General features: G+C 60.2%; 23 protein-coding genes and 1 other RNA gene. 15 read left to right on the top strand and 9 right to left on the bottom strand.

Annotated features, from left to right (window positions below; translation table 11 throughout):
* Positions 1 to 2: 2 nt before the first annotated feature.
* Together flgK and flgL are read left to right on the top strand one after the other, a co-directional pair.
* A complete protein-coding gene (gene flgK / locus BLU11_RS10615; protein WP_090273316.1) occupies positions 3 to 1,970 on the top strand; it encodes a flagellar hook-associated protein FlgK in 1,968 nt (655 codons plus the stop codon).
* A gap of 13 nt (positions 1,971 to 1,983) precedes the next feature.
* On the top strand, positions 1,984 to 3,216 hold the full coding sequence (gene flgL / locus BLU11_RS10610) for a flagellar hook-associated protein FlgL (RefSeq protein WP_090273315.1): 1,233 nt from the start codon (positions 1,984 to 1,986) through the stop codon (positions 3,214 to 3,216).
* Positions 3,217 to 3,231: 15 nt separating this feature from the next.
* Here flgL and cueR read toward each other — a convergent pair whose 3' ends face one another.
* Positions 3,232 to 3,639, bottom strand: coding sequence for a Cu(I)-responsive transcriptional regulator (gene cueR / locus BLU11_RS10605; protein ID WP_090273314.1), 408 nt, complete (start codon positions 3,637 to 3,639; stop codon positions 3,232 to 3,234).
* A 61-nt stretch (positions 3,640 to 3,700) separates the two neighbouring features.
* The gene (locus tag BLU11_RS10600; protein ID WP_090273313.1) at positions 3,701 to 5,452 is read right to left on the bottom strand and encodes a potassium/proton antiporter; all 1,752 of its coding nucleotides are present in this window, start codon (positions 5,450 to 5,452) and stop codon (positions 3,701 to 3,703) included.
* A 160-nt stretch (positions 5,453 to 5,612) separates the two neighbouring features.
* On the opposite strand from BLU11_RS10600, the gene BLU11_RS10595 reads away from it, so the two are divergent.
* Positions 5,613 to 6,536 carry an AEC family transporter gene (locus BLU11_RS10595; RefSeq protein WP_090273312.1) on the top strand — a complete coding sequence of 308 codons (924 nt, stop codon included), beginning with the start codon at positions 5,613 to 5,615 and terminating at the stop codon, positions 6,534 to 6,536.
* Here the strand turns inward: BLU11_RS10595 and BLU11_RS10590 are convergent.
* Positions 6,523 to 6,753 carry a DUF3820 family protein gene (locus BLU11_RS10590; RefSeq protein ID WP_090273311.1) on the bottom strand — a complete coding sequence of 77 codons (231 nt, stop codon included), beginning with the start codon at positions 6,751 to 6,753 and terminating at the stop codon, positions 6,523 to 6,525. The two genes, BLU11_RS10595 and BLU11_RS10590, sit on opposite strands and share 14 nt — an antisense overlap.
* A gap of 170 nt (positions 6,754 to 6,923) precedes the next feature.
* Between BLU11_RS10590 and ffs the strand changes: the two genes are divergently transcribed.
* The 5 genes from ffs to recR all read left to right on the top strand — a co-directional run bounded on the left by ffs (position 6,924) and on the right by recR (position 11,804).
* Positions 6,924 to 7,020: signal recognition particle sRNA small type (gene ffs / locus BLU11_RS10585), an RNA gene on the top strand.
* A gap of 194 nt (positions 7,021 to 7,214) precedes the next feature.
* Complete coding sequence (locus tag BLU11_RS10580; protein WP_157718658.1) at positions 7,215 to 8,633, top strand: hypothetical protein; 1,419 nt, start codon at positions 7,215 to 7,217, stop codon at positions 8,631 to 8,633.
* A gap of 205 nt (positions 8,634 to 8,838) precedes the next feature.
* The gene (gene dnaX / locus BLU11_RS10575) at positions 8,839 to 10,836 is read left to right on the top strand and encodes a DNA polymerase III subunit gamma/tau (protein ID WP_090273309.1); all 1,998 of its coding nucleotides are present in this window, start codon (positions 8,839 to 8,841) and stop codon (positions 10,834 to 10,836) included.
* A 22-nt stretch (positions 10,837 to 10,858) separates the two neighbouring features.
* Positions 10,859 to 11,185, top strand: a complete 327-nt coding sequence (locus tag BLU11_RS10570; RefSeq protein ID WP_090273308.1) for a YbaB/EbfC family nucleoid-associated protein — start codon at positions 10,859 to 10,861, stop codon at positions 11,183 to 11,185.
* A gap of 19 nt (positions 11,186 to 11,204) precedes the next feature.
* Positions 11,205 to 11,804: a recombination mediator RecR gene (recR, locus tag BLU11_RS10565; protein WP_090273307.1), complete on the top strand. Its 600-nt coding sequence runs from the start codon at positions 11,205 to 11,207 to the stop codon at positions 11,802 to 11,804.
* Between the two features lie 61 nt (positions 11,805 to 11,865).
* Here the strand turns inward: recR and BLU11_RS10560 are convergent, their stop codons facing one another.
* Together BLU11_RS10560 and BLU11_RS10555 are read right to left on the bottom strand one after the other, a co-directional pair.
* Positions 11,866 to 12,153 carry a hypothetical protein gene (locus tag BLU11_RS10560; protein ID WP_090273306.1) on the bottom strand — a complete coding sequence of 96 codons (288 nt, stop codon included), beginning with the start codon at positions 12,151 to 12,153 and terminating at the stop codon, positions 11,866 to 11,868.
* Positions 12,154 to 12,265: 112 nt separating this feature from the next.
* Positions 12,266 to 12,514, bottom strand: coding sequence for a YheU family protein (locus BLU11_RS10555; RefSeq protein WP_090273305.1), 249 nt, complete (start codon positions 12,512 to 12,514; stop codon positions 12,266 to 12,268).
* 76 nt (positions 12,515 to 12,590) lie between these two features.
* On the opposite strand from BLU11_RS10555, the gene BLU11_RS10550 reads away from it, so the two are divergent.
* Entirely contained in the window at positions 12,591 to 13,346 is a 756-nt protein-coding gene (locus BLU11_RS10550; RefSeq protein WP_090273304.1) for a sulfite exporter TauE/SafE family protein, read from the top strand.
* Between the two features lie 11 nt (positions 13,347 to 13,357).
* Here BLU11_RS10550 and mnmC read toward each other — a convergent pair whose 3' ends face one another.
* Entirely contained in the window at positions 13,358 to 15,340 is a 1,983-nt protein-coding gene (mnmC, locus tag BLU11_RS10545; protein WP_090273303.1) for a bifunctional tRNA (5-methylaminomethyl-2-thiouridine)(34)-methyltransferase MnmD/FAD-dependent 5-carboxymethylaminomethyl-2-thiouridine(34) oxidoreductase MnmC, read from the bottom strand.
* Positions 15,341 to 15,782: 442 nt separating this feature from the next.
* On the opposite strand from mnmC, the gene BLU11_RS10540 reads away from it, so the two are divergent.
* Positions 15,783 to 16,757: a DMT family transporter gene (locus BLU11_RS10540; RefSeq protein WP_090273302.1), complete on the top strand. Its 975-nt coding sequence runs from the start codon at positions 15,783 to 15,785 to the stop codon at positions 16,755 to 16,757.
* Between the two features lie 10 nt (positions 16,758 to 16,767).
* Here the strand turns inward: BLU11_RS10540 and fumC are convergent, their stop codons facing one another.
* Positions 16,768 to 18,168: a class II fumarate hydratase gene (fumC, locus tag BLU11_RS10535; protein ID WP_090273301.1), complete on the bottom strand. Its 1,401-nt coding sequence runs from the start codon at positions 18,166 to 18,168 to the stop codon at positions 16,768 to 16,770.
* 79 nt (positions 18,169 to 18,247) lie between these two features.
* Between fumC and BLU11_RS10530 the strand changes: the two genes are divergently transcribed.
* The 4 genes from BLU11_RS10530 to BLU11_RS10515 all read left to right on the top strand — a co-directional run bounded on the left by BLU11_RS10530 (position 18,248) and on the right by BLU11_RS10515 (position 20,907).
* A complete protein-coding gene (locus tag BLU11_RS10530) occupies positions 18,248 to 18,754 on the top strand; it encodes a DUF2059 domain-containing protein (protein WP_090273300.1) in 507 nt (168 codons plus the stop codon).
* Positions 18,755 to 18,860: 106 nt separating this feature from the next.
* The gene (locus BLU11_RS10525; RefSeq protein WP_090273299.1) at positions 18,861 to 19,175 is read left to right on the top strand and encodes a BolA family protein; all 315 of its coding nucleotides are present in this window, start codon (positions 18,861 to 18,863) and stop codon (positions 19,173 to 19,175) included.
* Between the two features lie 112 nt (positions 19,176 to 19,287).
* Entirely contained in the window at positions 19,288 to 20,229 is a 942-nt protein-coding gene (trhO, locus tag BLU11_RS10520) for an oxygen-dependent tRNA uridine(34) hydroxylase TrhO (RefSeq protein WP_090273298.1), read from the top strand.
* A 21-nt stretch (positions 20,230 to 20,250) separates the two neighbouring features.
* The gene (locus BLU11_RS10515; RefSeq protein WP_090273297.1) at positions 20,251 to 20,907 is read left to right on the top strand and encodes a DsbA family protein; all 657 of its coding nucleotides are present in this window, start codon (positions 20,251 to 20,253) and stop codon (positions 20,905 to 20,907) included.
* Positions 20,908 to 20,971: 64 nt separating this feature from the next.
* On the opposite strand, the gene BLU11_RS10510 is transcribed toward BLU11_RS10515, so the two are convergent.
* The gene (locus tag BLU11_RS10510; RefSeq protein WP_090273296.1) at positions 20,972 to 21,562 is read right to left on the bottom strand and encodes a UPF0149 family protein; all 591 of its coding nucleotides are present in this window, start codon (positions 21,560 to 21,562) and stop codon (positions 20,972 to 20,974) included.
* Between the two features lie 182 nt (positions 21,563 to 21,744).
* Here BLU11_RS10510 and recQ point away from each other — a divergent pair, with 182 nt between their 5' ends.
* A complete protein-coding gene (gene recQ / locus BLU11_RS10505) occupies positions 21,745 to 23,874 on the top strand; it encodes a DNA helicase RecQ (protein WP_090273295.1) in 2,130 nt (709 codons plus the stop codon).
* A 73-nt stretch (positions 23,875 to 23,947) separates the two neighbouring features.
* Here the strand turns inward: recQ and BLU11_RS10500 are convergent, their stop codons facing one another.
* On the bottom strand, positions 23,948 to 26,140 hold the full coding sequence (locus BLU11_RS10500) for a patatin-like phospholipase family protein (RefSeq protein ID WP_090273294.1): 2,193 nt from the start codon (positions 26,138 to 26,140) through the stop codon (positions 23,948 to 23,950).
* Between the last annotated feature and the right edge of the window lie 60 nt (positions 26,141 to 26,200).

The raw sequence follows: 26,200 nt of genomic DNA, 5'->3' as shown, positions 1-26,200 counted from the left end.
GCATGGCAGATCTGTTCAACATCGGTCTGAGTGGGCTTCGCGCCGCGCAAACCAATCTCTCGGTTACCGGGCAGAACATCACCAACGTCAACACGCCCGGTTACACCCGCCAGACGGCAATCCAGACGGCCAACCCCCCCGGGCACACCGGTGCCGGTTATATGGGTACCGGCACCAAGGTGGTCGATATCCAGCGTATCTATAACCAGTTTCTGACCAACCAGGTGCGCTCGACCACGTCGGCCGCATCCGAGGTGAATGCCTATAACACCCAGATCGAGGAGCTGAACAGCACATTGTCCAGTACCGCATCCGGAATCACCACCGGCATGCAGAATTACTTTGATGCGTTGCAGACCGCCGTCGAAGACCCGGCCAGCCTACCGGCGCGTCAGCTGTTTCTGTCCGAGGCTCAGGGGTTGGCCGGGCGTTTCAACTCGGTGCAGCAACAACTGTCCACGCAGAATCAGTTCATCAGCCAGCAGATGACCGGCATCACCCAGCAGGTCAGCCGCCTGGCGCAGTCGGTGGCCGGTTACAACGATGCCATTGCCAAGGCCTCGGCCAATGGCTCCGTGCCGAATGATCTGCTGGATGCCCGTGATGAAGCTATCCGCGAGCTCAGCGGCTATGTCGGCGTGACCGTGGTCAATCAGGGCGATAACAGCGTCAACCTGTTCATAGGTTCCGGTCAGCCCCTGGTGGTCGGCAAGGAGGCCTCCATACTGCAGGCCACTCCGGGCCGCGCTGACCCGTCACGGGTGGATATTCAACTGGTCAGCGGTAACACCGCTCAGGACGTTACCAAGCTGATCAACGGCGGCGAACTGGGTGGTTTGCTCAACTATCGTGAGGATGTGCTGGATCTGGCCTTCAATGCCCTGGGTCGCATGTCATTGTCGATCGCCAGCGAGTTCAACCAGCAGTTGGGCAAGGGACTGGATCTTAACGGCCAGGTGGGCAGCGACCTGTTTGGGGATATCAACAGCGAGGCCTATATGGGCCTGCGCAGCCGTGGCCGCGAAGGTAATAGCTCGGAGTCGACGCTGGATGTGCGCATCGATGATACCTCGGCATTGAGTACCTCGGACTATGAGCTGACCTTCACCAGCGAAGCCGAGTTCACAGTACGGCGGGTGGCTGACGGCCGGGTGCTCGGTCCGTTCGATCTGAACGCGAGCGAAGGCGATCCGCGCTATGCCGCCTTCGATGGGCTCGATCTGGGCAATCAGAGTGGCAACTACCAGGCTGGGGATCGCTACCTGCTGACGCCCACGCGCTCGGCGGCGCAGGGGCTTTCGGTGGTCATGACCGAACCACAGCAACTGGCTTTCGCCGCGCCGCTGGGAAGTGAGGCAGACTTGAACAACCGCGGTACCGGCAATGTCAATCAACCGCTGATGGTCGATGGGCCGCAGCCGCTGGATCTGGCGGCATTGAAGGGGTTGGCCACCGAGTTCACCTATACCGAAACCGGTACCGGTACGGGCCTGCTGACCAGCGAAGACCCGGCGCTGGAGATCGAGGTTACCCTTGGCCAGCCCTTTGAGTGGGAGGTCGATGGGCACACGTTCAGTATGACGTTATCCGGCAAGCCGCTGGATGGCGACAGCTTCTCGGTTGGTTTCAATACCGGCGTGGCGGATAACCGCAACGCTCTGGCCATGTCTGATCTGCAGACCCGTCAGGTGCTGGGGCAGGGCGACGGGGCGCGGGGTTTCTCGCTGCTCGATGGTTATGGCGATCTGGTGCAGAAGGTCGCCACCTTCACCGCGCAGTCACGTACCGAGGCGGATGCCAATCAGGCGATGCTGGTGCAGGCCACCAACAACCGGAATTCGGTCTCGGCTGTGAGTCTCGATGAAGAGGCGGCCAATCTGATCCAGTTCGAGCAGTACTACAACGCGTCAGCACAGATCATTCAAGTTGCGCGCACTGTGTTCGATACATTGATCAACAGCATGCGCTGACGGGGCGACAACTATGCGTATTTCCACTATTCAGGCATTCAATACCGGCGTTCGCGGGATTCAGGACAACTATTCTGCGGTCACCCGAACGCAGGAACAGATCACTTCCGGCAAGCGCATTCTCACTCCGGCGGATGATCCGGTCGCCTCGGTGCGTTTGCTGCAACTGGACCAGCAAGCCAGCAAGCTGGCCCAATACAAAGACAACCTGACGGCTGCTACTAACAGCCTGACACAGGAAGAGGCCATCCTGAACTCGGTGAATAACGTACTGCAGCGTGTTCGGGAGATCGCATTGGAGGCGGGTAATGGTGCGTTGGACGCTGGTGGCCGGCAGGCTTTGGCCCAGGAGCTGGCCGAGCGTGAAAACGAACTCCATGGGCTGCTCAACAGTCAGAATGCCCGTGGCGAGTATCTGTTCGGCGGTTACCAGAGTGATAGCCAGCCTTTCGTCAAGAACGCCGATGGCAGCTATACCTATGCCGGTGACGAGGGCCAGCGTTCGATCCAGATTGGCAGCGCCAAGATGGTGGCGATCAATGACAACGGCAAGGAGCTGTTTGTTGATGTACCCAATGCCACTCGGCTGACAAGCGCCCCAGCCAATAATGCCAGCGGGGCTGTTTCTCCCGGCACGGTGGAGGATAACGAGGCGTTCTTGAAGGATTTTCCCCGTGACGGTATCAGCATCGTCATCAGCGCCGATCCTGCTGATCCTACCCAGTTTGTCTATGAGGTCAGAGGTGCGGATGGCGTTCAGCTAGCCGATGGTGCGTTAGAGCCGAACGCTGATGGGAACTATGAGATTGGCTACGCTGGCATGGCGGTGACATTAAGCGGCGACCTGGCTGCCGGCGACGAATTCACTGTTAACAGCGAAGAAAAGCGCAGTGTGCTTGATACCGTTCGCCTATTGCGCAATACGCTGGAAAACACTTACGACAGCCCCGAGGGGAAACTGCAGCGCAGCGACATGCTGTCGGTCAGCCTGCAGAACCTCGACAATGCGATGAACAAGGTCCTGGGTGTGCAAACAAGCCTCGGCGCGCGCCTCAACGTGATCGACTCCACTCAGTTGGAAAACGATGAAGCCAGCCTGATCAATACCACGGTGCAATCAGGCCTGGAAGATCTGGACTATGCTGAAGCACTCAGCCGCCTGAGCATGGAAAGTATTGTCTTGCAGGCGGCGCAGCAGAGCTTCGTCAAGGTCAGCGGACTGAGTCTGTTCAACTTCCTGCGTTGATGGTTGCCCCGCAGACTACCGGCTGACCGACTGCTCATTGTCAGCCAGGCGCTCAAGAATCGGGCAGTCTGGCCGTTCATCGCCCAGGCAGCAGCTGGCCAGTTCCGACAGGCTGTCATGCATGGCCTGCAACCCAGCGATCTTCTCTTCCAGTTCCCGCAGATGCTGGCGTGCGAGCCCCTTGACCACGGCGCTGCTGCGATCTCGGTCCTGCCAGAGCGCCAGCAGCTGGCTGATCTGCTCGATGGAGAAGCCAAGGCTGCGAGCTCGCTGAATGAACCGCAGGGTGTGCAGATCCTGCTCGTTGAACAGTCGATAGCCTGCCGCCGTCCGCGTGGTACCGGGGAGCAGGCCGATACTCTCGTAGTGCCTGATCATGCGGGGCGTCAAGCCGGTGGTCCGTGCCGCCTGACTGATATTCATAGCGCCTCCGGTTTTCTGTGTTTCATGGCAGGTTACTGGTCAACTGGCGCTGCCTGCAATATCAGGGCGCCGGTGGTGCGGTTGGATCCTTCTTGCCATCGTTCAGTTTCAATCCGACCTTCTGGATCAGGTCATCCTCGATTGCCGCTACCATCAGGGTCAGGCCTTGCCATTCGGTTTTGTCACCCACCACCGGATAGTTGCCGAACTGCTTGACGAAAAACGCCGCCAAGGTCATCTGCGCCGTTTCCGGTGACACCTCGAAACCGTAGAACTTGCCCACATCGCCCAACAATGCCGAGCCTTCAAGGATGAAGTCACCGAAGAACCGGCGGCTGTCCAGACGGGACGGAGCGCTGGTGGTACTGAACAGCTTGGACAGCGCCGGCAGATCCCGTGCGTGGCCGATGACGCAGAGTACGTCATTCAACTCCAGGCGTGTGCTGCCGGAAGGGTGCAGGAGTTTGCGGCCACGGAACAACGCGGCGATGCGCGTATCCTTCGGCATCTTCAGATCGCGTAGATGCACGCCTACGCACCAGTTGGCATTGCTCAGCTGGTACACCATCAGTTCGTAATCGCTTTCGACCACCACGTCCAGGCTGGTGCGGTGCAGCGGCTCGGGGGTGGGTGGAATTTCAACGCGGCACAATCTCGCCGCGATCGGCAGGCTGGCGCCCTGCAACAGCAGTGACACCAATACCACGACAAAGGCCATATTGAACAACAGTTGCGCCTGCTCCAGGCCCGCTACCAGCGGGAAAATAGCCAGCATCACCGGTACCGCACCGCGCAGCCCAACCCAACTGATGAACAGACGTTCGCGCCAGGAGAAGACGAAAGGCGCCAGACAGATCAGTACCGCAATCGGTCGCGCGACCAGGATGATGAATAAGGCAATTGCCAGGGCGGGCAGTGCGATAGTTAGCATCTCCGAGGGGGTGACCAGCAACCCGAGCATGAGAAACAGGCCGATCTGGCTCAGCCAGGCCATGCCGTCCTGCATGTGCAGAATGTTCTGCAGGCTGCGCAGCCGACTGTTGCCCAGCACCAGGCCGGTAATGAAAATAGCCAGAAAGCCGCTGCCGTCGAGGATGTTGGTAACCGCGAAGACCAGTATGGCGCCGCTGGTGATCAGCAGCGGGTACAGGCCTGTATCGAGGCTGACCCGGTTGACCAGCCAGGTCAGGAAGAAGCCGCCCGCCAAACCGCAGATGGCGCCAATACCGAATTGCTGCAGCAACATGAGCAGAAACGACCAACTGAAGGAGGTCTGACCGTTGACCAGCATTTCCACCAGCGTGATGGTCAGGAAGATGGCCATGGGGTCGTTGGAGGCGGATTCGATTTCCAGGGTGGCGCCGACCCGTCGCTTCAGGTTCAGGCCTTTGCCCTGCAGCAGCGAGAAGACCGCCGCAGCGTCGGTAGAGCCGACGATCGAGCCCAGCAACAGCCCCTGCAACCAGTGCAGCTCCAGCAACCAGGCGGTCGCCAGGCCGGTGATCAGGGCGCTGATCAATACCCCGAAACTGGCCAGCGACAGGGATGGCCAGAGCGCGACCTTGAAATTCTCCGCCCGCGTGCGCATGCCGCCATCCAGCAGGATGATAGCCAGTGCCAGGCTGCCGATGACATAAACAGTGTCGATGTTGTCGAAAGCGATACCGCCGGGGCCCTCTTCGCCGGCGAGCATGCCGACGATAAGGAAAATCAGCAGCAGCGGAATACCCAGTCGGGAGGAAATGGAACTCGCCAGGATGCTGACGCACAGCAATCCGGCACAGATCACAAACAGGGTATTCATTACTTCCATTCGTGGACGATCCTGCGGGCGCGAAAGAAATGGAACCCGGATATTATCATCTTCGGCCGCCGGCGCATGGATGTAGCTGATTTTTCACAAAGCATCTCACCGCTTGTGGTGATGCGCGGAGCGGATGGTTAAACTGAGATTTTTTTCTGGCGGGATTCCCATGACGGCAGCGCTGGCCCTGTTGTACAAATTGCTGCCGCTTTACGTGACGGTCGGACTGGGCTGGGTTGCCGGGCGATTTCTGCAGGCCAGCGGCAGTCATATCGCCGGCATCATGATGTACATGATCACGCCCTCGGTGATCTTCTCGGGGGTAATGAATGCGCCGCTGTCGCCGGAAGTGATCCTGCTGCCTTTCCTTACGCTGGGGCTGTGTACTGTGATCGGCTGTGCACACCTGGTGGTGGCTCGCCGCTGGGTCGGTGATGCCAGTGCCAGTCTCATTCCACTGGCCGTCGGTACCGGCAATACCGGGTATCTCGGCGTACCGGTGGCCCTGCTGCTGTTCGGTGAACAGGGCCTGAGTATCTATATTCTATGCATGCTCGGTACCACGTTGTACGAGAACTCGGTCGGCTTCTATCTTGCGGCGCGCGGTTTGTATGGCGTGCGCGACTGCCTGATCAAGATGGCGCGTCTGCCGTCGCTCTATGCATTCTTTGCAGCGGTAATGCTCAATCTGGGCGGCATAGGCATACCGGATATCTTCGAGCCGTTGTTCGATAATCTGCGCGGAGCCTACAGCATCTTCGGCATGATGATCATCGGTATGAGCATCCTCAGCTTTCGCGGGTTGGCTGGCAACCTGCGTTTCACCGCGCTGGCCTTCTTCGGTAAATTCGTGGTCTGGCCGCTGATTGCGCTGCTGTTCTGGTGGCTGGATAGCCACGGGCCGCAGATCTACGACACTGACGTCTACCAGGCGATCTTTCTGATTTCCATCACACCGATTGCGGCCAATACCGTGGTGATTGCCACGCTGCTCAATCTGGCCCCGGCTCAGGTTGCCGGCAGCGCCCTGCTGAGCACGGTGGTGGCGCTGTTCTATATTCCGCTGATGATCGCGCTGTTCATTGGCGCCTGACCGGAGGCTTGCTGCGCAAGGGGTCGAGCAGTGCCGATAATCCGTTGTGGTCGATCTCCTGCATCAGTTCCAGCAGGCGTCCGATTTCACCCTTGGGAAAGCCCTCGCGGGCGAACCAGTTGAGATAATGACCCGGCAGGTCGGCGATCAGCCGCCCCTTGTATTTGCCGAAGGGCATTTCACGGGTTACCAGCAGCTTCAGGTCTTCGGGTTGCATGATCAGGGCTCCGATATCGAATTGCGCCGAGTATAACCGCTGGTGACGTGCAGGGCTGAACTGGGATATCTCTGAAAAACCTTTGGTTTTGAGCGCTTCGCGGGTTGTAACTTGCGAGCAACCCGCTACAATAGCGCGGCCCTCATCTGCAGGGCACGCTATGGTGACCCTGTCGGTCCCCTCGCAACGATTCACCGTGAACCCGGTCAGGCCTGGAAGGGAGCAGCCGCAGCGGTTATATCGTGTGCCGGGGTGTGGCTGGCAGGGTTGCCACCCATAGTGCTCCGTTTTACTGCCGCCTTTTCCTGTTTTCTCCCCAATCTGTTTTTCCGACTTCCGTCCACGGTCGATTCCGTTCGCCTGTTCGTTGGTAATGCGTTATCCGGATCAGTGGCAAGGTGAGCGGATCTTGGCTAATGTCTCATGTGCAGTTTATCGATAACAATAAAAAGGTTTACAGCATGGATATGAAGTTCACCAAGGTCGGCGCTCCCGCGCGTGGCTTGTTCTGTCTGATCGTTTCTTCGGTATTGCTTGCCGGCTGCCTGGGCGGCTCCGGTTCGAGTTCGGATAAGGTTGCCTCTCCGGGCCCGGGCAGTCCGAGCATGCCGGATCTGGATGAGGAGCGCATTCTGCCAATCATCTTCGTCCACGGAACAGCAGGTTCCGCCTCCCAATATCAAACTCAGGCCATGCGTTTTGCCAGCAACGGCTATCCGGAAGATCATGTGGTTGCGTTTGAATACAGCACTGCGTCCCAGGCTGACGTGGGGAGGGCGTTGACGGGTGGTCTGAGCGGCGATCTGGACCTCTTTGTCAATCAGGTGCTGAGTAATTTCGACGCGGATCAGGTCTATCTTGCGTGCCATTCCCTGGGTACTGCGGTATGCGGTTACTATCTGACCGCGCCGACCCGTGAAGCCAAGGTGGCGGGTTATGTGGCCATCGATGGCGCGACCGGCGAGAATTGTCCGGGTGGCTCGAATTGCATGGGCTTGTTTGTCGACGAAAATGAAACCCTTGGCGAGGTGAATGCCTACGTTCCCGATGAAACCCACGTGCAAGCGGCCACCTCGGAAGCGTCTTTTGCCGCGCAATTTGAATTCTTCACCGGCGTCGAGCCGGCGCGGACCGAGATCCTGCCACAAGCCAATGAGGTTGAAATTGCCGGTCGAGCGGTCTATTTTCCGGCCAATACCGGTGCAGCGGGCACGACCCTGCGGGTGTGGCAGGTGGACCCGGACACCGGCGAACGTCTGCAGGCAACGCCAATGGACTCCTTTGGTATTGCCGCGGACGGAAACTGGGGGCCGGTAACGCTGGATCCGGCAGCGCATTATGAATTCAGCCTGTTGCGACCGGGGCGCGCAGAGCACCATTTCTACCGTCAGCCATTGATTCGCAACAGTACCCTGGTGCGACTGAATACCTCTCCTGAAGGCTCGGCGATTGAAACCAATACCCAGGTCAGTGATGATCATGCCGCGCTGGTGATTACCCGGGACATGGAATGGTGGGCTGATCGCGGCGCAGATAATGATGTGCTGGAAATCGCCACCACCAGTTTGCTCTGGCCCGTCCAGCCTGCGGTGAATATCCTCGAGCCGGCCATCGGCAGCGGCAATATCGGCATCCACGTGCATGATGATCAGGCTACACCGGCGCTGACGACCGGTGATCCATTGCCGTACTTTCCGGACCAGCCCTTCCAGTGGGGCGTGGATGTGTACATGCCGGCCAGCATGCCAGCCGATGGCACCATTTCGGTGGTCAGCACGCCGCGGGGCGATACGAATCGCCGCCAGACGCTCAATGTGCCGAATCTTGCGTCCTCGGCACACCGCATTTCATTGATCTTCAACGACTACATTCAGGACTGATCCCATAGCGCGGGCTTCGCTGGCCTGGGGGGCGGGCTGCATCCCGGCCAGCGGAGTCTGCTGTGGCCGGGATGGAGAACGACCTGCGAGCAGGGAGCTTTCACGCCGCTGAATCCGATGGTTGGCAGCGGGCGTGGATCTCGCATTCAACGGGCCCTTTGGGGTACAGTAGCTGCTTGCAAATGACACCGGACAGCAGCCCTCGATGAGTTACCAGGTATTAGCCCGCAAATGGCGTCCGCGCCTGTTTCGTGAAATGGTCGGCCAGACCCACGTGCTGCAGGCACTGATCAATGCGCTGGACCATGACCGCCTGCACCATGCCTATCTGTTCACCGGAACGCGTGGGGTCGGCAAGACTACCATTGCGCGGATTCTCGCCAAGTGTCTGAACTGTGAAGCCGGTGTCAGCTCAGAGCCTTGTGGTATCTGCTCAGCCTGTCGGGAAATCGACGAAGGGCGCTTTGTCGATCTGATCGAAGTCGATGCGGCCAGCCGGACCAAGGTCGAGGACACCCGCGAGCTGCTGGACAATGTGCAGTACGCACCTTCCCGCGGACGCTACAAGGTCTACCTGATCGACGAAGTGCACATGCTTTCCAGCCACAGTTTCAATGCGCTGTTGAAAACGCTGGAAGAGCCGCCCGCGCACGTGAAGTTCCTGCTGGCGACCACCGATCCGCAGAAGTTGCCGGTCACCATTCTGTCCCGCTGTCTGCAGTTTTCGCTGAAGAACATGCTGCCGGAAAAGGTCGTCGAGCATCTGCGGCATGTGCTCGCCGAAGAACGGATTCCGTTTGATGATGAATCGCTGTGGTTGCTCGGCCGTGCGGCCGATGGCTCCATGCGTGATGGTCTGAGCCTGACCGACCAAGCCATCGCGTTCGGTAATGGTCAGCTGCAGGCGACTGAAGTGCGTAGCATGCTCGGTACCATCGATCATGGTCAGGTATTCGGTTTGCTCAACGCACTGGCCGCGGGCGATGCGCGAGGTCTGCTGGCCGCGGTTGCCGAGCTGGCCGAGCAGGGCGCCGATTTTGCCGGTGTGCTGGCCGAATTGATTTCCACACTGCAGCGGGTGGCTATTGCCCAGGTGTTGCCCGAGGCGGCAGATAACAGTCTCGGTGACCAGGAGCGCGTGCTCGAATTGGCGGGACGTATCAGCGCCGAGGACGTACAGCTGTTCTATCAGCTGGCATTGCACGGGCGCCGTGATCTGCCGCTGGCGCCCGATCCGCGCGGCGGCTTCGAGATGGCATTGCTGCGCATGCTGGCGTTCCGCCCCGGCACGCTGGAGCATACCGGAACCGCTGCGCCGGCAGGCGTGGCTTCCAGCCCACCGGCCGCCCAGGCTGCACCGACGCCGGACCCGGAGTCGGGAAAGCCTTCAGGGATCAGCCAAGCCGAGGCTGATTCCGGAGCCTCCAGGCCGACCGCGCCAATATCGCCGGTGGCGACACCCGTTGCTGTTACCACACCAGACACTCTGCCAGCAGCCGCTACTGCGCCTGCATCGCCAGCCGCAGAGGCGGTCGCGCAACCTGAGGCGGTGGCCGGGCCGGAGCCGCAGCCGGAACCTGTCTCGGTACCCGCGGCCGCTGTGCAACCGTTGCGCTCCGATGCACCAGCCACGCCGGCGACGGATGAACCGCCCGAGTGGCTGCAAGGTCCACCGATGGACGACAGTTTCGATCCGAGTGATGGTGATGATGAGGTGGATGTCAGCCAGTATCTGGGTGACTGGGAGCCCGCAGCTGACCTGGCGGCAGAGACCGCAGTGGTCGATGAGGACGTCAGTGACCTTCCACCCGCCGCCGGCATTGCTGCCCGCTGGCTGGAAGTGTATCCGCGTCTGGGCGTGGCCGGCCTGACCCAGAGTATTGCCGCCCATTGTCAGTTGGTAGCTGCCGACGATGCCGTCTGGCAGTTGCATCTGGACCCGGGCCACAGCGCGCTGTACAACGAAAACCACAGGTTGCGCCTGGAGAAAGCCATTGCCGCGTTGGAGGGCCAGCCGGTAACGGTGGCCGTCACCGTGCAGGCGCCGACCCAGGAAACTCCCGCCGTGGCTGCGGCTCGGCGACGGGTGGCGCGGCAGAAGGAAGCGGAACAGAGTATTCAGGGCGACCCGCTGGTGCAGGCGCTGATCAATGACTTTGCGGCGCAGATCTGTGATGACAGCATCCGCCCGCTTGATGCTTGAACAATCTTGTGAGGATACAACCATGATGAAAGGTGGCATGGCAGGCCTGATGAAGCAGGCTCAGCAGATGCAGGAAAAAATGCAGAAGATGCAGGAAGAGCTGGCCAACGCCGAGGTTACCGGACAATCCGGTGCCGGCCTGGTCTCCGTGGTCATGACCGGTCGTCACGATGTGCGCCGCGTCGCCATCGATGACAGCCTGATGAGCGAAGACAAGGACGTGCTGGAAGACCTGATTGCCGCTGCATTCAACGATGCTGTGCGCAAACTGGAGCAGCAGAATCAGGAGAAGATGGCTGGCATGACCGCCGGCATGAATCTGCCTGACGGCTTCAAGATGCCGTTCTGATCAGAGTGGTTCATAAGATATGAGCTTCAGCCCTCTGATTCGCCAATTGATTGATGCGCTGCGTGGGTTGCCCGGTGTCGGGCCGAAAACCGCACAGCGCATGGCTTTGAACCTGCTCGAGCGCGATCGTGACGTGGCCCGGCATCTGGCACAGGTGCTGGAGTCGGCAATGGATGGTGTCGGCTATTGCAGCCGTTGCCGGACATTGAGCGAAACCGACATCTGCGAGTTATGTGATGACCAGCGGCGTGATGATGCTCTGCTGTGCGTATTGCAGAGTCCAGCGGATGTCTGGGCAGTGGAAATGGCCGGCAGCTTCCGCGGTCGTTATTTCGTGCTCAAGGGGCATCTGTCGCCCATTGATGGGCTGGGTCCGGACGAGATCGGTATTCCTGCGCTGCTGGAGCGGGTGGAGGGCAGCGCGGTGAGTGAGGTGATTCTCGCGACCAACCCGACGGTGGAGGGTGAGGCGACGGCGCATTACATCGCCGGCTTGCTCAAACCGCTGGGCATCAAAGTGTCACGGATTGCCCACGGTGTGCCGCTGGGTGGCGAGCTGGAGTTCATTGATGGCGGCACCCTGTCGCATGCACTGGCAGGGCGAACGCTGATCAGCTGATGCGGGAGAGGGCTACCGCTCCTGCAGCAGGCTGTTTTTGTAGGAGCGGTCTTTCACATCCTCAGTCGCCGTTGGCGGCGTCCTGACGATTGAGTTCGCTGATGATGCGCTCATAGGCTTCGCAGGCACCATGATGGCTACGAGTAGGGTCGCGCTCTTGAAGTGCTTTCAGCTGCTCGTGCAGCCGGGCGGCCTTCTCCGGGTTGCCGGCGGCGAGGCGGTTGATGGTGACGGCTGTTTCTTCGGCCTTTCTCAGAGCTTCTTCCGGCGTGCATACAACGGTCTGGGCCGAAGCGGTGGCGGCGCAGCCCAGCAGGGCGGCAATAATCAGGGGAGAGCGCAGTTTCATCGTTTACCTCGTCGAACCCGCAAGGGTATAAAGACCTCTATCTTAGACCTTCGCTCGGCATCCTCCAAGCGCCTTGGCGTTGCTGCGTCACCCTGAAGCAGGCGCCGGGCTGTCAACCCTGATCGGCAGCCGCCTCACGCAACAGCTCTGGCGGTACGTCCGGGCGATGCGCCAGACTGGTATCACCTGTCTCGGGATGGAATACGATCAGCACTTCACCGCGTTCGATCAGCCGTCGCAGCCGCTCGACGCGCTGCGTCAGGGTGTCGTCATAGCCATTATCGGTGCCGTCGCGGGTGACGAAGTCTTCCAGCATGCGCTGAAGGATCTCGGGGTCGAGCAAGGTATGGGGTATCAGCATGGTGTCTACTTCCCGGATGACTGTCTGATGGTCCTCAATGATACACTGCCGGCTTTGCTGATTCGCCACGGTTCCGATGATTACTGACCCTCTGTTCTATCTTTGTGCGATTCCTGCGGTGTTGCTGTATGGCATCGCCAAGGGCGGCTTTGGTGGCAATATTGCCATCCTCTCGGTGCCGCTGATGTCACTGGTCATGCCACCACAGGAGGCGGCTGCCATTCTGCTGCCGATCCTCTGCACCATGGATCTGGTCGCGCTGCGCACCTTCCGTGGCCGCTGGAGCTTGCCCAACCTGCGCATCATCATTCCGGCTGCGCTATTGGGGACGCTGCTGGCCTGGTGGAGTTTCCGCTGGATGAGTGATGGGCATATCCGCCTGATGGTCGGGGTGATTGCGGTGGTGTTCACCTTGAATATCTGGTTGCGCAAAAGGGAGCCGCCGGCACGCGGGGTCAGCACTTTGCGCGGCGGTTTCTGGGGTGCGGTGGCCGGTTTCACCAGCTTCGGCATCCATGCCGGCGGGCCGCCCATCAATATCTATCTGTTACCGCAGAAGATGGAAAAGACCCTATTGATGGGCACCATCGCGGTGTTCTTTGCCGTGGTCAACCTGGCCAAGGTGCCGGCGTACATCCAGCTTGGGCAGTTCGATAGCGGCAAGCTGCTGACCGCCCTGGTTTTGCTGCCGCTGGCGCCCATCGGCATCCGTATGGGGTTCTGGTTGCTGCAACGCAGCAATCAGGAGCTGATCTACCGGCTGTGCTATATCTTCCTGTTTTTCACCGGTTGCAAGCTGCTGTTCGATGGTATCCGCATGTTGTGGTTCTGAGCGGCGGTATATCACTGTCCGCGAATCAATTGGCGTAGCAGGAAGCGGCTGGGGTGGACCGCTTCGGCGACATCGCGCGGCAGCGGCAAGGGCTCGTTATCGATCCAGGCGGCGATCAACTCTCCACTCAGCGGGCAACTGACCAGACCGCGCGATCCATGGGCGGCGTTGATATACAGCCCCGGATACCAGGCCGTCGGAACCTGCGGTTTCTTCGAAGCATCTTTGCCCAGCACTGCATAGTCTTCAGCAAAGGCCTGCGCATCGTTCAGCGGGCCGATCAGCGGCAGGTAATCCGGCGAGGTGCAGCGCAGAGAGGCGCGGGCAGTCAGCGTAGCCGGGTCATGTGTGTTCGGCTGGAGGGCATCGGCCAGCGCCGGCGAGAGCTTGTTCAGCAACTTAAGATTCTCGACGTTCTCCTCTGCGCTGGGCTGGCTGTCGAGCCGATCAAAACGAAAACTCGCCCCCAGATGATGCTCGCCATGGCGGGCGGGCGAGATATAGCCTTCGGCGCAGAGGACCGTCTGCAGCTGGTGGCTTTGTGTAGTGGCCGGCAAATGGGTGATCTGTCCGCGAATGGACTTGAGCGGCAGATGGCTGCTCTGACTGAAACGCAGACTGTCCGCCGCGCTGCAGATGACGGCGATAGCAGCATGTGCGATGGAGCGCCCCTGACCATCCAGGGCGTGCCATTGATCGTCCCGCTGCTCCAGCTGCAGGGCTTCGCGGTTGGTCTGCAGGCGGATATTCGGGTGTTGCAGCAGAGCCTGGCACAGGCTCGGCGGGTTGACCCAGCCTGCTGAAGGGAAGAACAGCCCTGGCCGTTGCACTGTCAGCCCGGCAATCGCACTGGCCTGCTCGGCGTCGACGCTATGCAGGAAGCTGTGCGGGTAGGCTTGCTCGGCCAGCGCCTGTTGCCGTTGGCGTTCCTTCTGGTCGGCGCTCAGCTGCAGGACGCCGCAGGCGGTCCAGGTGCTCTCGGACTGAACCAGGGTTTCATGCAACAGACGCAGACAGTAGGCATAGCTGGTTTGCACGAAGCGTGACAGCAGCGTCTGATGTGGGGACAGCTTGCAATAGAGAATGCCCTGAGCGTTGCCGGATGCCTCCGCTGCCGGGGTAGGGTGACGCTCTATCACGGTCACCTGCCAGCCGCGTCGCGCCAGCGCGAAGGCGGTGCTGCAGCCGGCCAGCCCGGAGCCAACGACCAGCGCCGTACGCTCGTTGCTGGGCGGCGCGGCGGGGCGCTGGTACCAGGGCGCAGTCCATTCCCTGTCCGGTAAAGCATTCATCCGTCCGGCCAGCATCTCCCGCTTGCGACCAAAACCCTTGACCTTGCTCATGGTGAAACCGGCGGCCTGCAATCCGCGGCGTACTTCACCGACGCTGGTAAAGGTCGCTACCGTGGCATCCGAGCGGGACAGGCGAGCCATCTGCTGGTAGAGCGCAGCTTGCCACATGTCGGGGTTTTTGGACGGAGCGAAGCCGTCGAGGAACCAGGCGTCGACACTGGCATCCAGCTGCGGCAGGGTGTCCAGCAGATCGCCGATCAGCAGGGTCAGAGTGACGCGCCCACCCGCCAGGGAGAACTGCTGCCAGCCCGGTGCCAGATCGCCATATTGGGCCAACAGTTGCTCAGCCCACGGCTGAAGCTCGGGCCACAATGCAAGGGCACGTTGCATATCGCCTGTGGCCAAGGGGTGTTTTTCGCTGCTGACAAAATGCAGGTGCGCGCCGGCAGGTGCCAGCTCGTCCCACAATTGCCAGGCACAGAGAAAGTTCAGCCCGGTGCCGAAACCGGTTTCACCTATGCAGAAACGGGCGTTCCCGGAAAGAGCGGACCAACGCTGGGGGAGGTCGTTATGGTGCAGAAACACATGGCGGGTTTCTTCCAGGCCCGATTCGCGAGAGAAATACACATCGCCGAAATGGGTGGAAAAAGGCTGGCCATCATCGGACCAGCTCAATTCTGCAAAGGGTGGTGAGGATTTCACAATAGCTCCGGCACAAACTGAAGCCGCGGATTGTATCGTGAAACAGCCATCACCCCATATTGGGCAGAATCAGCAATAGCCAAGTGGCGAGAAAAACCAGAGCAACGCTGGGCAATTTGCCCTTGAGATCAAATTTCATGGCAACACCTTTTATTTTTGTGTGCGCAGGCTTCCTTGTAGGCAACCCCGCTGTTCGCGTCGGGTAAGACGCCCAAACAGTGTATGTGTGCGACCGGGTGGGCCGCAATGATCTGAGAAAGGATTTCAACGTCCTTGCCCCATGTTAGATCAGCTGAGACGCACTGTTAGACGAATTGGCTACATGTAACTTGCCGCTAGTTTCTGTGAGTCCAGCCGGTAAGTTCCCATCGCGCCGCTGTTCAGCATTCACGCCGCGTTCTACAATGCCCCTTCCTTCCGCTTACTCTTTTCGAGAACACTCATGCACGTGGCATCCGGTCGCTGGTTGTACGGATTTCTGTTGGCATTGACGACAACTACCCTGTGGGGTGTATTGCCGATCATGCTCAAGGAAGTATTGAATGGCATGGATGCCTTCACTGTGTCCTGGTACCGCATGCTGTCATCCGGGCTGGTGCTGCTCCTGTGGCTGGCGTTGCGCCGGCGCCTGCCTTCGATAAGGGCGTTGTCCCCGCGTAACCGTTGGCTGGTGGTGGTCTCGGTGCTCGGCCTGGCGTTCAACTACGTGCTCTATGTGCTGGCGCTGGACAGACTGACGCCCGGCACCATGCAACTGATGATTCAGATAGCGCCGATCATGCTGATGCTGGGCAGCATGCTGGTGTTCAAGGAGCGCTTCGGTATTGGCCAGTTGCTCGGGCTGGCGGTTCTGATACTCGGCTTCGGACTGTTCTTCAACCAACGCTTGGTGGAGCTGTTCACCCAGCTGAGCGACTACACCATGGGTATTCTGATTACCCTGGCTGCGGCCTTTGCCTGGGCCCTGTATGGTCTGGCGCAGAAGCAGCTGCTGACCATCTGGTCGTCGGTCACTATCATGATGGTGATCTATCTGTCGTGCGCCGTGCTGCTGACGCCATTGGCCACGCCCGTGCAAGTTCTGCAATTGAGTGTGCTGCAGCGCTGGCTGTTGCTGAGCTGTTGCCTGAACACGCTGGTCGCCTATGGCGCGTTTGCCGAGGCGTTGGTGCACTGGGAAGCCTCCCGGGTCAGTGCCACCGTCGCAGCCACCCCACTGTTCACCTTTGCCATGGTTGCGCTGGGTTCGATGCTGTGGCCGGCATTCATCAAACCCGAGTTGCTGAACAGTCTCGCTTACCTCGGCGCGCTGCTGGTGGTCTCGGGCTCGGCATTGATTGCCTTGGCACCCAGTGTCCTGCAGCAATTGAAGAATCGCCGCCTGCGGCGGCTGACCGTCAATCCGCCGCTGGAATAACGAGAGCGCCTTAGGGGCTGAGCACCGAATTGCCGAGCATGCCCTCTGGCCGTACCGCCTGATCGAACGCCTGCTCATCAAGGTAACCCAGTGCCAGCGCCGCCTGGCGCAGCGAGGTACCTTCTGCGTAGGCTTTCTTGGCAATATCCGCGGCCTTGTCATAACCGATGACCGGATTCAACGCGGTGACCAGCATCAGACTGTTGTCCAAGTGTTCGCGCATGCGCTGGGCGTCCGGTTGCATGCCGTCCACGCAGTGGCTGCGGAAGCTGTCGCAACCGTCGGTCAGCAGACGTACTGACTGCAACAGAGTGTGGATGATCACCGGTTTGAACACATTCAGTTGCAGCTGGCCATAACTGGCAGCCATGCCCAGAGTCACATCATTGCCCAGTACCTGACAGGCGATCATCGACAGTGCCTCGCACTGGGTCGGGTTGACCTTGCCGGGCATGATCGAGCTGCCCGGCTCATTGGCCGGCAGGCGCACTTCGGCGAAGCCGGCGCGCGGGCCGCTGCCCAGCAGGCGCAGATCATTGGCCAGTTTCATCAGCGTGACGGCCAGCTGTTTGCAGGCGCCATGCAGCTGCACCAAGGGTTCATGACCGCTCAGGGCGGCGAATTTGTTGGCAGCACTGGTGAAGGGGAGGTCACTGAGATTGGCCACCTCTGCTGCCAGCACCTCGGCAAAGCGTGGCGGCGTATTCAAGCCGGTGCCGACTGCGGTGCCGCCCTGCGCCAGGGCCAATATGGCGGGCAGTGCCTGTTCCACGGCATTGATGCCCATATCCAGCTGGGCAACGAAAGCAGACAGTTCCTGGCCGAAAGTCACCGGAGTGGCGTCCATCAGATGGGTGCGGCCAATCTTGATCAGATCGGCGTGACGGCGGGCCTGTTCATCCAGGCTGTCGCGCAGGGCCTGTACAGCCGGTAACAGTTGCTGGCGAACCTGAGTCGCGGCAGCCACATGCATGGCGCTGGGAAAGGTGTCGTTGGAGCTCTGCGAGCGATTGACATGGTCGTTCGGGTGCACCGGCTCCTTGCTCCCGCGTGGCTTGCCGGCCAGTTCATTGGCACGGTTGGCGATCACCTCGTTGATATTCATGTTGCTCTGGGTACCGCTGCCGGTCTGCCATACGGACAGCGGGAAATGCTCGTCGAGCTGGCCGGCAATCACTTCGTCGGCGGCCCGGCCGATCAGATCGGCCACTGACTGCTCCAGATTGCCCAGCTGCCGATTGCTGTGTGCTGCGGCTTTCTTGATCAGCGCCAGAGCGTGCACCACCGCGAGGGGGATGCGCTCCTCACCGATAGCAAAATTCTGCAGCGAGCGTTGGGTCTGGGCACCCCAATAACGATCTTCTGCCACCTCGATGTTGCCCATGCTGTCCGATTCGATACGTGTGCTCATGATCGCTCCTGTAGTGTGGAGAATAGTTATCTGACCTGCCAGTATAGGTGCCCGTTCAACCATCGGAGTCGCCCCGTCCATGCGCTTACTATCGGGCCTTGTCATTTGTTGTCTTTTCATCTCGCAACTGGTCCATGCCGACGAGGGCTCGCACCGAGCCAGTGCCGAGCGTTTTCTCAAGCTGGCCAATGCCGAAGGCATGACCGCGCCCATCTATTCGCAGGTCGAACAATTGCTGACGGCTCGCTTCACGCAGATGGGTGGCTCGATGCAGCATGAGGCGGTTCTGCGCAGCTATCAGCAGCAGGCGCGGGCATTGCTGGATGCACAGCTGAGCTGGGAGGCCATGCGCGGCGAGCTGGCGGATCTGTATCTGCCGATATTCAATGAAGCGGAATTCGAGCAACTGGCCGCGTTCTACAGCTCGCCAGCGGGCAGCAAACTGATGCAGCATCTGCCGCAGCTGACCCATGCTTCCATGGCGATCACCCAGGAGCGTGTCGAACAGCATATCTCGCCGAAACTGGAACAGTTGCTGGAGCAAATGACGGCCGAGGTCGAGGAGCGTCAGACGGGGTCGCGTTGAGCGGCTTTTCGGGGGGTGGCGCGCGCCCTGCGCTACGCCATAGCTACCGTCACTCAAAACCCGTCGAGCCAGATACAATAGGCCCATCAAACAAGGAGACACAACCATGACCACCACTCAGGCAGCGCTGGAACAGGCACTGCAAGGCCTGGCCCCAACCCATCTGGAACTGCTCAACGAAAGCCATATGCACAATGTGCCGCCGGGCTCTGAATCGCATTTCAAGCTGGTCATTGTCAGCGACGAATTCCAGGGCCTGAATGCAGTCAAGCGCCATCAGGCGGTCTATCGCACGCTGGGCGATCTGATGCAGCGGATCCACGCCCTGGCTCTGCACACCTATACGTCTGCCGAATGGCAGGCCAGCGGTCTGGCGCCAGCCTCACCCGATTGCATGGGTGGCAGCAAGGCCGATCAATGAAATTGAGCCGGGCATGCCGATAATCTGCATGCCTGCGCCCTGTCATCTTTGTTAAACTCGCGCTCCCCAAAGTGCGCCCTTTACGTGGGCGATTACCGAAAAGAGAAACTGCATGTCCAATATTGTCGTGGTGGCACTGTACAAGTTCGTCACCCTGGAAGATTTTGAAGCCCTGCGTCAGCCGCTGCATGACACCATGATGGAACATGGCGTCAGAGGCACGTTGTTGCTGGCGCTGGAAGGTATCAACGGCACGGTCGCCGGGTCTCGCGCCGGCACTACAGCGCTGCTCGAATGGCTGCGCAGCGACCCGCGGCTGAGCGATCTGGACTGGAAGGAATCGCGCTGTGACGAGATGCCCTTCTACCGCACCAAGGTCAAGCTGAAGAAGGAAATCGTCACCATCGGCGTACCCGGCATCAGCCCCAACGAGAAGGTGGGCACCTACGTCGAACCGCAGGACTGGAATGATCTGATCAGCGACCCGGAAGTACTGCTGATCGACACGCGCAACGATTACGAAGTCTCGATCGGCACCTTCGAGGGCGCGATCGACCCACAGACCAAATCCTTCCGCGAGTTTCCCGACTACGTGCGTGAGCAATTCGATCCACAGAAGCACAAGAAGGTCGCCATGTTCTGCACCGGCGGCATTCGTTGTGAAAAGGCCTCCAGCTTCATGCTCAAGGAAGGTTTTGACGAGGTCTATCATCTCAAGGGCGGTATTCTGAAATACTTTGAGGAAGTGCCGGCCGAGCAGAGCAAGTGGGATGGTGAGTGCTTCGTGTTCGATAACCGGGTAACCGTGCGGCACGACCTCGCACCGGGCTCCTTCGACCAGTGTCACGCCTGCCGTCATCCGGTGTCTGCCGAGGATATGGCGTCACCGGAATATGCAGAAGGCATCAGCTGTCCGCATTGTTACGCCAGCCTGCCGGAAAAAACCCGCCGCCGCGCCGAAGAGCGCCAGCGTCAGGTGCAGTTGGCCAAGTTGCGTAATCAACCGCACCCGATAGGTTTGCCGCAGGAACTGGCAACGCCCAACGCGAAATAAGTCAACCGAGAAAGGCCTTCCATGTCCCAGCGCCTGATCTATGTGATGGACCCGATGTGTTCATGGTGCTGGGGATTTGCTCCGGTCATCGACGCCATTCAACAGAGTTTCCCGCAATTGCCGCTGCATCTGGTTGCCGGTGGTCTGCGCCCTGGCGTGACCGATCCGATGCCGGACGCCGCGCGCCGTGTACTGGCAGAGCATTGGCAGAGGGTACAGCAAACCAGTAACCAACCGCTGTTGACGCCGCAGGCACTGCCCGCCAACTTCATCTACAACACCGAGCCGGCCTGCCGCGCAATTGTGGTGGCCCGGCAGTTGAATGCCGAGCGGGTGTGGTTACTGGTCAAGGCCATACAGTATGCCTTCTACGCTCAGGCGGCAGATGTCACCCACAGTTCGACATTGCTCGATCTGGCCGAGCAGGCAGGGTACAACCGGAAGACATTCAATGAGGCCTTTGTTGCCGAAGAGGCTCACTCAGCGATCAAGGCTGACTTTGCGTGGGTTGGTGATCTGGGTATCAGCGGCTTTCCAACCTTGCTCGCCGAACGTGACGGCATGCTGGCCTTGCTGTCCAATGGGTATCAACCCGCAGACAATATTCTTCCGCTGTTGAAACGTTGGGTGGATGCGGGGGAAGCAGCGCTTGCGGGTGATGTGAAGCGGGATAACTGAATTAAGATTGCCGGTCCTGCCCGAGGGGCAAGGGCCGGCAATCTGCAGTTGCGCAGCGCTCGGATCAGTGACGCGGATCGAGCAGGGCAGGACGGGCCTTTTCTTCCGGGGCCTGGAACAGCAGGTACAGCTGGGTCAGTACGTCGGGGATGTGGTCGAGCATGTCCTGGACCATTTCTTCGTCTTTGGCAATATCGGCGAACTCGGGCTGGTCTTCAAACAGGCCGGAGCCGACCATGATCGGCAACAACAACTCGCTGACGGTTTCCTCATCCTGGGAGAACCAGTCTTCTTCGCGCAGAAACACGCCTTCGAGGAAGCCGACACACCAGCTGCGCAGGTCGGACAGATCCGGCTCGTCGCCCAGGGTCAGTTCGCACGGTGGCTCCAGCTCTTCATCGCTGGCGAGAATGCGCTCGATCAACGCCTTGAGTTCACGCAGCGTGTTCTCGATATCGATTTTCTGGGCATCGTCGGTATATTTCGGATCTTCAGCGAAGAGTTCGAACATCCACTCCTGCTCCGGAACCTCGGCAGGGCTGATGGACAGGGCCGTCAGGAACCCATGTCCGGCAAGATAATCGAGAGCTTCATCGTGCAGATCATCGGCATCGAGAAACTGCTGCAAGCGCTCGAGCTGGTCGGCGAAGGACATGGCACACCTCATCATGGATAATCGTCAGCATTGTACGCACCTGGCCGGATTTATGCCAAAGCATTGATCTTTGTGGCACGGGTCACAGCGGATTTCAAGGCGTCCACGGCTTGCGCTGATATAATCAGCCTTTTTCTGCAGGTCGATATCGGCCGCCCGAATGCAATCATGCAAGGAGAATCATGCGCGAGCAAGCCTTACAGCGGCTACGGGACATATTCGGTTACGGCGAATTTCGCGGGCATCAGGCGGATATCATCGACCAGGTCGCCCGCGGTGGTGATGCGCTGGTGCTGATGCCGACCGGCGGCGGCAAGTCGCTGTGCTATCAGATTCCGGGTTTGTTGCGTGATGGGCTCACCGTGGTGGTGTCGCCGCTGATCGCCCTGATGGATGACCAGGTTGCCACCCTCAACGAGCTGGGGCTGCGAGCGGCGGCGCTGAATTCCACGCTGGACGAGGCGAACCGGCGCGATATTGCCCACCGGCTGCGCCGGGGCGAGATGGACTTTCTCTATCTGGCACCGGAACGGCTGCTCAAGCCGCGCACGCTGCAGTTCCTGCAAAGCCTGAACATTGCTCTGTTTGCCATCGACGAAGCGCACTGTGTCTCCCAGTGGGGGCATGATTTCCGTCCGGAATACCTGCAGATGGGCCAGCTCGCCGAGCTGTTCCCCGGCGTACCGCGCATGGCACTGACCGCCACGGCGGATGAACGCACCCGGGAGGAGATTGCCCAGCGGCTCATGCTGGAGAATGCCGCGCGTTTCGTTTCCGGGTTCGATCGACCGAATATCTTCTATCGCATCGTGCCCAAGGACCGGCCACGTCAGCAGCTGCAGGCGTTCCTCAAGGGGCAGCGCGGCAACGCCGGGATCGTCTACTGCCTGTCGCGGAAAAAAGTCGAGGATACCGCGCAGTGGCTCAGCGAGCAGGGCTGGCCGGCGCTGCCTTACCATGCGGGGCTGTCCGCCGAGCTGCGGGCCAGCAATCAGCGGCGCTTTCTCAACGAGGAAGGGTTGATCATGGTGGCGACCATTGCCTTCGGCATGGGCATCGACAAATCCAACGTGCGTTTCGTCGCGCATCTGGATCTGCCGAAAAGCATCGAGGCCTACTATCAGGAAACCGGCCGCGCCGGTCGCGACGGATTGCCCGCGGATGCCTGGATGGCCTACGGACTGCAGGATCTTTTGATGCTCAACCAGTTTCTCGCCAACTCCGATGGCGACGAGCGGCACAAGCGCATCGAGCGGCACAAGCTCGACGCCATGCTGGCACTCTGTGAAATCACTACCTGCCGACGGCAATCACTGCTGGGCTACTTCGGCGACACCCTGGATCAGCCGTGCGGCAATTGTGACAACTGTCAGGAGCCGGTGGCTACCTGGGACGGCAGCGAGGCGGCGCGAATGGCCTTGTCCACCGTCTACCGCAGTGGCCAGCGTTACGGCGTCGGGCATCTGGTGGATATCCTGCTGGGCCGCGATAACGAGAAAATCCGTACAGCCGGTCATCAGCATCTGTCCACCTATGGCATAGGCAAGCAACTGAACGAGCAGGACTGGCGCTCGGTGTTTCGCCAGCTGATCGCCCGTGGTCTGGTCGAAATTGACCTGGATGGCTTTGGCAGCCTGCGGCTGACTGACAGCTGCCGTCCGTTATTGCGCGGTGAGGAGTCCCTGGCCCTGCGCAAGGATGTGTCCCGTGCGACCAGCCTGCCGAGCAGGTCCGGCGACAAGCCGGTGATTGCCGATGCCGACAAGCCGCTGTGGGAAAACCTGCGCGCGCTGCGCAAGCGCCTGGCCGAGGCGCATGGCGTGCCGCCCTATGTGGTATTTGCCGATTCGACGCTGGTCGACATGCTGCGTCAGCGACCGACGACATTGCAGGATATGGCGCTGGTCAGTGGTATCGGCGCACACAAGCTGGAGCGTTACGGTGCGGATTTCCTGCAGGTCATGCTCGAAGAGAGTGGCGCAGCAGCAGCGACGCCGGTGCATCAGGCGCATGAGGTCCAGGCGTTGGCTCAGGCCGGTATGGACGCACAGCAGATTGCCCAGCAGACCGGCCTGCCGATCAGGCAGGTCTATCAGAAGCTGGCTCAGGCTATCAGTACCGGACAGTTGGAGTTGCATCAGGCTATCGATCTGCCACCGGGGCAGTTGGATCGTATCCAGGACCTCTTCCTCAACGAAGCGGAAGAAGATCTGCCTGGCGTGCGCGCCGTGGCCAGGGAGCTGGATGAGCCGGTGGAAGAGGGCGTGTTGCACTGCATCCGCGCGGCGCTGGTGCTGGAGATCAGTGGCTGAGTTCGGGGCGGGATGGCTGAAAGTGCCCGCCGCCTGACAGCCCTCCTACAGAAAGTACGTGCACAAGGATGACTCAGAACGTCTGCCCCAGATTCATGTACAGCGCGCGCTCGCCTTCCTGGTTGGCGCCGATGCCGAAGAACAGCGGGCCAAGGAAGGTATCCATGCCCAGCATGATACTGCTGGCACCCATATAACCGGTATCCAGCGCATCATCGCCCTTGTTGTAGACACGGCCATATTCCAGGGTGCCGCCCAGATAGATCGGCATGGTCAGCGGTGTGCTGGCGGGATTCAGCTGCCGGTAGTAAACCAGACGTGCCAGGTTGTAGTTCTGCCCGGCAAGGCCGCCCTGCCGGAAACCGGAGAACTCGCCGGGACCGCCGAGGATGAAACTGCTTTGCGCAACGCTCACATCACTGTCGGTGCGGCCGATGAACGCGCCCAGTTGAAAACTGTGTGGCCCGCTGGCAAACGCCTTGTTGGCTCTGATCTCCAACTGCTGATAGCGCGCATCTGCCCCCAGATCCGGCTCCGACTGGCGCCAGAGTATGCGCGCAGCATCGCCGGAGCGGGGGAAGTTGACGTTATCCAGAGTGTCGCGATCGACCTGCAGCGAATAGAAGGCCTCATCGAACTCCAGCGTCGGCTGTTCCGGATCACCCACGCGGATTTCGGATTCCCCCCAATAACGCGACAGGCCGAAACGAACCTCCCCGTTATTGGCAATCTGCCGGCCGACATTCAGGCCCGCGCCGTAGCGCTGCTGGCGGTAATCGGCCACGGGATCATTATCCAGAATCACCTCGACATTCTGCGCTTCAGCATCGACGAAGGGCGCGATGAAGTAGCGTGAGCCATAATCCAGTGGTTGATAGAACTCGCTGTACAGCTGCTGATGCTCGCCCAGCTGCAGGCGCGTGAGCCATTCGGCGCCCAACGGGTTGACGCCGTTGACGCGGAAGCTGGCGCCGATGGTGAACTGGCTGCCCCCTTCGAAATCATCCACCAGATTCAACCCCAGGCGCAGATAGTCGGTGCCGGTCTCCCGCCCGCTGGTGCGAATCAGCAGGGTATTCCTGTCTTCCTCGTGCAGAATCTCGTAATTGACCTGACTGAAATAATCGGTGCCGTAGATGGTGCCCATGTCCTTTGCCAGGTGGTCGGTATTCAAGGGTTCGTCGAGCTGCTGACGCACCATGCTGCGCACTACCTGGTCATCCACCTTGCCGCTGTTGATAACGCGGATATCATGGATGATCGGTTGGCGGTGCGGGCGGTTGCTCGCCAGGTTGCCGCCCGGTTGCTGCAGGCTTGCGGGGCGTGCAAAGGCGTTCAGTACAGTGGATTGCAACAGGCTCTGCTCACCGGCGGCGATGGCCTGATCGGTTTCGGCAAAGCTGCTGAAGGCAATGGCGCCCAGCTCGGGCTGCAGCAGCATGTCGTGCTCGGTCAGAGTCGCCAGTTGCTCCTGGGTATTGTTGCGCGTCAACAGGGTGGTGGTCTGATCCATGATGTCGAGAATGCTGTGCATATCGCTGGCCGGCTTCAGCGGGGTGGCGATATCCACCACGATGACTCTGTCCACACCCATCTCCCGGGCTACATCCACTGGCAGGTTCTTCGACAGCACCCCATCCACCAGCATGCGGCCATCGACCATCACCGGAGCGAAGAAGCCGGGCAAGCCGATGCTGGCGCGGATGGCCTGCGGCAGGTGTCCGCTCTTGAACACCACCGCATCGCCGGTGGCGATATCGGTGGCGACGGCGCGGAATGGAATCGGCAGCCGGTCGAACTCATCGATGTCATTGGTATGCACCAGCAGGCTTTCCAGTACCAGGCCGAGATTCTGGCCCTGCAGGATGCCCAGCGGGAAACTGAGCTTGCCTTCCTTGAACGACAGCCGCTGCTTGACCAGAAAATCCCGATCATCCTGCTTGCGGCGGTAGGGGATGTCCTCGCGCAGCGGGGCGTCGCTCAGCGCCGCTGGCCAGTCCAGCTCCAGGGCGATTTTCTCCAGCTCATCCGCGCTGTAGCCGGCCGCATACAGGCCGCCGATGACCGCACCCATGCTGGTGCCGGCAATTGCATGGATGGGAATGTTCATCGCCTCGATCTGTTTCAGCACGCCGATGTGGGCCAGACCCCGGGCGCCACCGCCGGACAGTACCAGCCCGGTACGTGGCTCGGCGGAGGTGCTGGGCTGCGCGGCGGCCAGCGGCGTGAGCAGGGCCAGCAGCAGGAGAAGAACACATCTGAACATGGCAAGAGCCTGACTAGTATGAGCGAAAGGACCGATCGGCCGGACATTGTATACGAGGCC

It is taken from the genome of Halopseudomonas litoralis (genome assembly GCF_900105005.1).
GTDB classification, from domain to species: Bacteria; Pseudomonadota; Gammaproteobacteria; order Pseudomonadales; family Pseudomonadaceae; genus Halopseudomonas; species Halopseudomonas litoralis.
The sequence above is the reverse complement of the archived record's forward strand: the minus strand, read 5'-3'. Positions and strand labels throughout refer to the sequence as shown.

Excerpts from the sequence above, each read along its gene's own strand:
- flgL (WP_090273315.1), top strand. The coding sequence starts at position 1,984 with ATGCGTATTTCCACTATTCAGGCATTCAATACCGGCGTTCGCGGGATT.
- BLU11_RS10515 (WP_090273297.1), top strand. The coding sequence starts at position 20,251 with ATGTCCCAGCGCCTGATCTATGTGATGGACCCGATGTGTTCATGGTGC.
- recR (WP_090273307.1), top strand. The coding sequence starts at position 11,205 with ATGAGCTTCAGCCCTCTGATTCGCCAATTGATTGATGCGCTGCGTGGG.
- BLU11_RS10590 (WP_090273311.1), bottom strand. The coding sequence starts at position 6,753 with ATGCAACCCGAAGACCTGAAGCTGCTGGTAACCCGTGAAATGCCCTTC.
- trhO (WP_090273298.1), top strand. The coding sequence starts at position 19,288 with ATGTCCAATATTGTCGTGGTGGCACTGTACAAGTTCGTCACCCTGGAA.
- BLU11_RS10550 (WP_090273304.1), top strand. The coding sequence starts at position 12,591 with ATGATTACTGACCCTCTGTTCTATCTTTGTGCGATTCCTGCGGTGTTG.
- BLU11_RS10540 (WP_090273302.1), top strand. The coding sequence starts at position 15,783 with ATGCACGTGGCATCCGGTCGCTGGTTGTACGGATTTCTGTTGGCATTG.
- BLU11_RS10570 (WP_090273308.1), top strand. The coding sequence starts at position 10,859 with ATGATGAAAGGTGGCATGGCAGGCCTGATGAAGCAGGCTCAGCAGATG.
- BLU11_RS10525 (WP_090273299.1), top strand. The coding sequence starts at position 18,861 with ATGACCACCACTCAGGCAGCGCTGGAACAGGCACTGCAAGGCCTGGCC.
- BLU11_RS10580 (WP_157718658.1), top strand. The coding sequence starts at position 7,215 with ATGGATATGAAGTTCACCAAGGTCGGCGCTCCCGCGCGTGGCTTGTTC.
- BLU11_RS10600 (WP_090273313.1), bottom strand. The coding sequence starts at position 5,452 with ATGGAAGTAATGAATACCCTGTTTGTGATCTGTGCCGGATTGCTGTGC.
- dnaX (WP_090273309.1), top strand. The coding sequence starts at position 8,839 with ATGAGTTACCAGGTATTAGCCCGCAAATGGCGTCCGCGCCTGTTTCGT.
- BLU11_RS10500 (WP_090273294.1), bottom strand. The coding sequence starts at position 26,140 with ATGTTCAGATGTGTTCTTCTCCTGCTGCTGGCCCTGCTCACGCCGCTG.
- flgK (WP_090273316.1), top strand. The coding sequence starts at position 3 with ATGGCAGATCTGTTCAACATCGGTCTGAGTGGGCTTCGCGCCGCGCAA.
- BLU11_RS10555 (WP_090273305.1), bottom strand. The coding sequence starts at position 12,514 with ATGCTGATACCCCATACCTTGCTCGACCCCGAGATCCTTCAGCGCATG.
- fumC (WP_090273301.1), bottom strand. The coding sequence starts at position 18,168 with ATGAGCACACGTATCGAATCGGACAGCATGGGCAACATCGAGGTGGCA.
- recQ (WP_090273295.1), top strand. The coding sequence starts at position 21,745 with ATGCGCGAGCAAGCCTTACAGCGGCTACGGGACATATTCGGTTACGGC.
- BLU11_RS10530 (WP_090273300.1), top strand. The coding sequence starts at position 18,248 with ATGCGCTTACTATCGGGCCTTGTCATTTGTTGTCTTTTCATCTCGCAA.
- BLU11_RS10510 (WP_090273296.1), bottom strand. The coding sequence starts at position 21,562 with ATGTCCTTCGCCGACCAGCTCGAGCGCTTGCAGCAGTTTCTCGATGCC.
- BLU11_RS10595 (WP_090273312.1), top strand. The coding sequence starts at position 5,613 with ATGACGGCAGCGCTGGCCCTGTTGTACAAATTGCTGCCGCTTTACGTG.
- cueR (WP_090273314.1), bottom strand. The coding sequence starts at position 3,639 with ATGAATATCAGTCAGGCGGCACGGACCACCGGCTTGACGCCCCGCATG.
- BLU11_RS10560 (WP_090273306.1), bottom strand. The coding sequence starts at position 12,153 with ATGAAACTGCGCTCTCCCCTGATTATTGCCGCCCTGCTGGGCTGCGCC.